Annotated in this window: 7 protein-coding genes and 1 pseudogene; 6 read left to right on the top strand and 2 right to left on the bottom strand. The window is 59.5% G+C overall.

Annotation, left to right across the window (positions count from 1 at the left end; translation table 11 throughout):
* The 3 genes and pseudogenes from BGN95_RS07295 to BGN95_RS07305 all read left to right on the top strand — a co-directional run.
* A pseudogene (locus BGN95_RS07295) lies at positions 1–282 on the top strand (Spy/CpxP family protein refolding chaperone); the annotation flags it as partial.
* Positions 283–284: 2 nt separating this feature from the next.
* Positions 285–611 carry a YHS domain-containing protein gene (locus BGN95_RS07300; RefSeq protein WP_286772122.1) on the top strand — a complete coding sequence of 109 codons (327 nt, stop codon included), beginning with the start codon at positions 285–287 and terminating at the stop codon, positions 609–611.
* On the top strand, positions 598–894 hold the full coding sequence (locus BGN95_RS07305) for a DUF5676 family membrane protein (RefSeq protein WP_286772123.1): 297 nt from the start codon (positions 598–600) through the stop codon (positions 892–894). The genes BGN95_RS07300 and BGN95_RS07305 overlap by 14 nt, the downstream gene beginning before the upstream one ends.
* 958 nt (positions 895–1,852) lie before the next feature.
* Here BGN95_RS07305 and BGN95_RS07310 read toward each other — a convergent pair.
* The gene (locus tag BGN95_RS07310; protein ID WP_286772124.1) at positions 1,853–2,638 is read right to left on the bottom strand and encodes an AraC family transcriptional regulator; all 786 of its coding nucleotides are present in this window, start codon (positions 2,636–2,638) and stop codon (positions 1,853–1,855) included.
* A gap of 95 nt (positions 2,639–2,733) precedes the next feature.
* On the opposite strand from BGN95_RS07310, the gene BGN95_RS07315 reads away from it, so the two are divergent.
* Entirely contained in the window at positions 2,734–3,288 is a 555-nt protein-coding gene (locus BGN95_RS07315) for a DUF7010 family protein (RefSeq protein ID WP_286772125.1), read from the top strand.
* 66 nt (positions 3,289–3,354) lie between these two features.
* Here the strand turns inward: BGN95_RS07315 and BGN95_RS07320 are convergent, their stop codons facing one another.
* Positions 3,355–3,687 carry a DUF8220 family protein gene (locus tag BGN95_RS07320; protein ID WP_286772126.1) on the bottom strand — a complete coding sequence of 111 codons (333 nt, stop codon included), beginning with the start codon at positions 3,685–3,687 and terminating at the stop codon, positions 3,355–3,357.
* A gap of 218 nt (positions 3,688–3,905) precedes the next feature.
* Between BGN95_RS07320 and BGN95_RS07325 the strand changes: the two genes are divergently transcribed.
* Complete coding sequence (locus tag BGN95_RS07325) at positions 3,906–4,538, top strand: tyrosine-type recombinase/integrase (protein WP_286772127.1); 633 nt, start codon at positions 3,906–3,908, stop codon at positions 4,536–4,538.
* Positions 4,539–4,803: 265 nt separating this feature from the next.
* Positions 4,804–5,122: hypothetical protein (locus BGN95_RS07330; RefSeq protein WP_286772128.1), on the top strand; the 319-nt coding region annotated here is incomplete at its 3' end.

Below are 5,122 nucleotides of genomic sequence, written 5' to 3' on the forward strand. Positions count from 1 at the left end.
TATGAGAACGCACTGCGCACGATCGCCGCAGACATGGGCCATGCCCACCGCGAGATGATGGCTGCACCGGGAGCTGGCGAGCCTCTCTCACCTATCGAGCGACTCGACCGGCATGACCGGATGCTCGCCTCGATGCGCGACAATCTGCATCGACTGCGGCCGGTACTGGCACAGCTTTATGCGGTCCTTTCATCCGAACAGAAGCGGAAGGCAGACGTGCTGTTGGTCCCGCACGACGGCATGATGGTTCGGATGTCCCGCTGCGGGATGATGAGGAAATAGCGATGGCATCCATCGGCTACCTGCTCTTTTGGGCCCTCCTGTTCTTCCTCATGATGCGCTTTGGCTGCGGTGCGCACATGATGGGGCACCGTCATCGAAACCATTCCCGTGGTGACGACGGCGACGGACCCCCCGCTCCCCCGGAAGCGCGTGATCCGGTATGCGGCAGGATGATCGCGACTTCGACTGCAAAGTCGAGCCTGTTCGATGGTCGCGTCTATTATTTCTGTTCGGAGGTGTGTCGCGACAAGTTCGAGGCGTCGCTATTCAAATTTGCCAATGGCGGCGTCGCGAGCGACAGGATGGGAGGACGTTATGGTCCAGCATGACACCTACCGGCAGGCGACGGTTCATCAGCTGATCCCGCTCGTCGTCTTTGGGACCAGCCTGAGCTCGTTCCTGGCGATCTCCTACGTGTTTTGCATCATCGGCTATCTGCTATTCCCGCAATTGCCGATCAGCCATTCGTCGCTGGCGATTTTTCTGCCGGGCTTCGAGTTGCTCAGTTGGCGGACTTTCCTCCTGGGATTGGCCGAGAGCTTCGCCTGGGGGTGGTATGTGGCACTGGTGTTCGTGCCGCTCTACAATTTCTTCGCGTCACGGCGACACTGACTCCGGACTTGCCGCTCCCAGTTGCAGCGCGAGTTAAATGAACGAGAGGGCGATATGCGAATGGGCCTGTCGCGCCTCGGGCGGCACGATTGCGCAGCCGCGGTTTTCGGTTGGTTGTAGCGCGGGCCGTATTCTGACTTTCCGACGGCCGCGGGAATCTCGGCCGCTTGCGGGACCAATTCCACGGTCATCTTCGAGCAAGAATCGCCGGAGGGCGGATCCGGCATGCTGTATCCCGACAATGAATCTGTGGATGTCAGATTTGTGTTGGTCACCGCTGCGAACGAGACGAGTGAACGGCCGCTTCCAGGATGCGACCGAGCCAGGCTGAACGGCTGAACATGGGGCGTCAACCGCCCTGTCTTCGGTGGCGAACCCACAGATTGATAAGCGCTCGACTGCCGAAGCCGATCGCGGCGGCGATTGCCAATGCGCCGAGCTGAAGCATCCATCCGGTGTTGTGGTTACACGTCGTGTCGGGCGCGCAATCACCAAGTGCGCTTACGAGCGTGGCCAAGCAGAGCAGTGGTACACCATTCGCGGCAGCGAGAGCGCAACCCCACCTGCCTCCGGGCGTGCCGCCCCCTTGGTACTTTCCGTCGCTCATAAAACGAGGCTGAACGAATGGCGACTTTCAGGCAAGCTAAGCAGGTCATCGAATGACAAGAAATGGGGCGGAAACTGACCAGACGGTTATCCAACGATCTCTATCGCTCTTAGTTGGGACAAGGTTACTGGCTGGACGCTTTCCGCTCGATCTAGGACTGTGTGGTGCAGATCCTAGATAAGTCAGCCAGGCTAGCTTTCTTGGTTTCTATTAATAGAATATAGACATCCCTTGATCTTGCATCGGTATTCCGCTCTGGGGAAATGGCTTCCAATGAAGGCCGATAAGTTGCATCGTTATTTCTATGGCAACCTAGGCGGCGGCCTTTTTTTAGGCGTTGATCCTATCCGGTCAAAGCGCGCGATCGAGCAGCAGGTTGTGCAGCATCGCGTCACCGCTGCGCTGCTTTGCGGTGATGAATGCGGCGGGCGACATGCCGGCGTGGGCGCGAAACTCGCGATGGAAATGCGCGTCATCGAAAAATTCGAGCCGCACATCCTGCGTCGCTCGTCCGCTCCATGGCCGCGGATGCAGCGCGCGAAGCGCGCGGTTGAAGCGTGCGACGCGCAACAGCCGCTTGGGCGACCAGCCGAGATCGTGGCGGAAGCGATTGCGCAAGGTGCGCTCTTCGATCCCGCGATGACGTGCAAGTTCGTGGATCGGCCCCGACCAGCGATCCTGCGCGATAGCGTCGGCCGCCTTGAACAAAGGTGATGAGACGGTGCCCGGGGCATCGATTCGGCTCATCAACATGCGTTGGGCGATTGCAGCGCGCGTCTCAAAGTCGCGCGCGTCGCACAATCGTTCGCGCAGCGAATGCCAGAAGGGATCCGCCACCTCGACGAAACCGCCGGTGGCAACCGAAGCCGGTTCCGGCGATAGCAAAGCCACGCCGGCAAAACCAAGCGCGATCACGAAGGAATGCGGCAGCCGCTGCCCGGTCATCGCCCGCGCGACTTTCGTTCCGCCGCTGATCGCAACGCCCGGCCCCGAGGCCTCATCCAGCGCGATATGGATCACCGGCATGGCGAATGGAAACTCGATCGATGCGCCCGCGACGATCGCTTCGGCACGCTCGACAAATCCGACGACAAAGGGATGCAACGCGGAATGCGCGGCCCGGCATTTTATGCTCATGCGATCGCCCCCTTTCCTGCGGTTTTTCCGATTTATACATGCTGACGCCACGGCCTGCCCTTAGCAAGCACCGCAGGGATCAGCGGGAGAGTGCAATGACATTCGAGGAGATGCAGGCCGATTTCGTCCGATCACGGCCACGGGTTCCATCATTGCCGATAACCGGGGTGATCGTCTATTCCATGATCGCGATGCTCAGCATTGTCGTCGCTCCGGAGCATCGCAACCTGACGCTTTTCCTCGGCTTCTGGACGATCATGCCGGTTGGCGCGCTCCTCATGAAGCTGCGCGGCGAGCGCACTAACCCCACCAATCCCTTGTTCCGACTGACCGCGTTGGCGCGGGTGATGGTTTTGTCGACCTGGGCGATCCACACCCCGGTGTGGATTTACGCTCCGAACCTGTTCCCGCTCACTGTCGGGATCGCCTTCGCGCTTCACTGGGTGGTACTCACTTGGTGCGTGGGTAATCCGGTTGGACTCATCCACCTTGGCATGCGGATCCTCTTCGTGCTCGCGGCATGGCACCTCTGTCCGGACAACAGGGTCGGCGCGGTCGCGATCGCGGTTGCTGCCGCCTATCTGATATCGGTGATACAACTCGACCGTATTCACAGGGCCGCAGCGACTGGCCTGCTGCCGGTCCAATGAACACCGAGAAAGGCTAATTTGGGCCTCTCGGTTCTCGTGGGCGTTGGGAGGCGAGAAGGGAAGCCATCATTCTCGATGGCGAGAAAATAACTCACGCTGCGCTGGATTTATTGAGCGATCATCCCAATCGACTTCCCGTTTCGATGTAGGAATTCGACGGTGTTCATTGTCGTAGTAGAGCGTGCCATGCAGACCGTGGGCTTCTCGCTTTAAGATTGGCCGGCCCCAAATCGGCTTTAGGAGCCGGCTCGTCGTGTCCTCGCCAAGCCGCTCGATCAGGTCTTCTATGAGTTCCATGTCGCAACCATCGGGAAAGATTGCCGCGAACTCCTCATCAGTTACTTGAAACAGGCTGAAGGTCGCGTTGTTTCCGCCATCGATGATCTGAACGTTCTTCATATCCCAGCATTCTGACAGGCTGCGGGCATGTCCGCAAACGGGCGAGCCACTCGCGTTCCCGAACGGCCGGGTATGCGGCGACTTCTGCCCGGCGGCTAAGAGATTGTACCATATTGGTTCTGATTGGCCTGAGACAGCACGGAAGCCATCGCGCCGCGCCAAACCAATCGACGTCACCGCGTTCACTCGATGGCCAATCGGGGCCGTGGAGAAGGACGATGGGACATTCACAATATGACCCTACCATGCAGTCGCGGGCTGCTTGGAATGCGGGCAAAACGGTGGGCAGCAAACGCCCGCTGACACAGAAGCAGATTTGGGCGGTTCGCTTCTTCCTGGATCGGGAGGAGCGCCTTCGCGATCGGGCGCTTTTCGACTTAGCAATCGACAGCAAGCTGCGCGGCTGCGACCTGGTCAAAATCAAGATCGCTGATCTGGTCTCGGGTGCGGAGATCAGAACGCGGACGATGGTCATACAGCAGAAGACCGGTCGTCCCGTTCAATTCGAGCTGACCGCCGATGTCCGGGGAAGCCTCCTGGCGTGGCTGGAACGGCGCGGCGGAGCGATCGACGATTTTGCATTCCCTAGCCGGATTAATCGCGCCGGTCACATCAGCACCAGGCAATATGCCCGGCTCGTAGACGAGTGGGTCACCGCCATCGGACTCCGGTGCGCCGATTATGGCACGCACTCGCTGCGCCGGACGAAGGTATCAATGATCTACAAGGCTACCGGGAACCTGCGGGCGATCCAGATATTGCTCGGGCATACAAAGATCGAGAACACCGTCAGGTACCTCGGCGTTGACATCGAGGATGCCTTGATGCTCGCTGAGCGGACTGAAATCTGACTCTGCGGCCCCTCCGAAGCCGGAGGGGCCGCCCTCACAGAAAGCGGTAACGCGCCCTCACCGCAGTCATTCAGTTCTGCATCCTCCCTTTGAGCAAACCTGCCGATCCCGAGGCTAACTAGCGGGGTTTACAGCCCTCCCATTGGTCGCGATATAGTGTATCATAAAGGGGGTGTGGATGAAGATCTCTCGCGCTCTGTGCTTATCGGTTTTCGCTATGGTGGCGACTTCGTTCCTACCGGCGCCTTTGTGCGCGGATAGCTGGATGTTGCCGACGACGACCACATACACCTCATGCAGGGGGCACGCCCGCATCACCGTCGTCCCGCGCGATCTTGAAAACCAGCTCAGCTATTTTGAAGATAAGGTCAACAAGGTCGATCCGGCCGGACAGGCAAAGGGAGGAACGCGGTTCGCCCGTGCCCGGCTGGAACGTCTGACAAACAAGCGTTGGCAGGTGGTGTGGGAGCGTGAGATCGCCAATGACGTCGCCCCGGTATCAGCCATCGTTCGTGATGACGGGGAGTATGCGGTCACCTTCGACAATTGGCACGGGGTTGGCTACGGACCGAATGCAGTGGCGA

The sequence above is a fragment of the Sphingomonas sp. 66-10 genome (assembly GCF_001897045.1).
In the GTDB taxonomy this organism is placed as follows: Bacteria; Pseudomonadota; Alphaproteobacteria; order Sphingomonadales; family Sphingomonadaceae; genus Sphingomonas; species Sphingomonas lycopersici.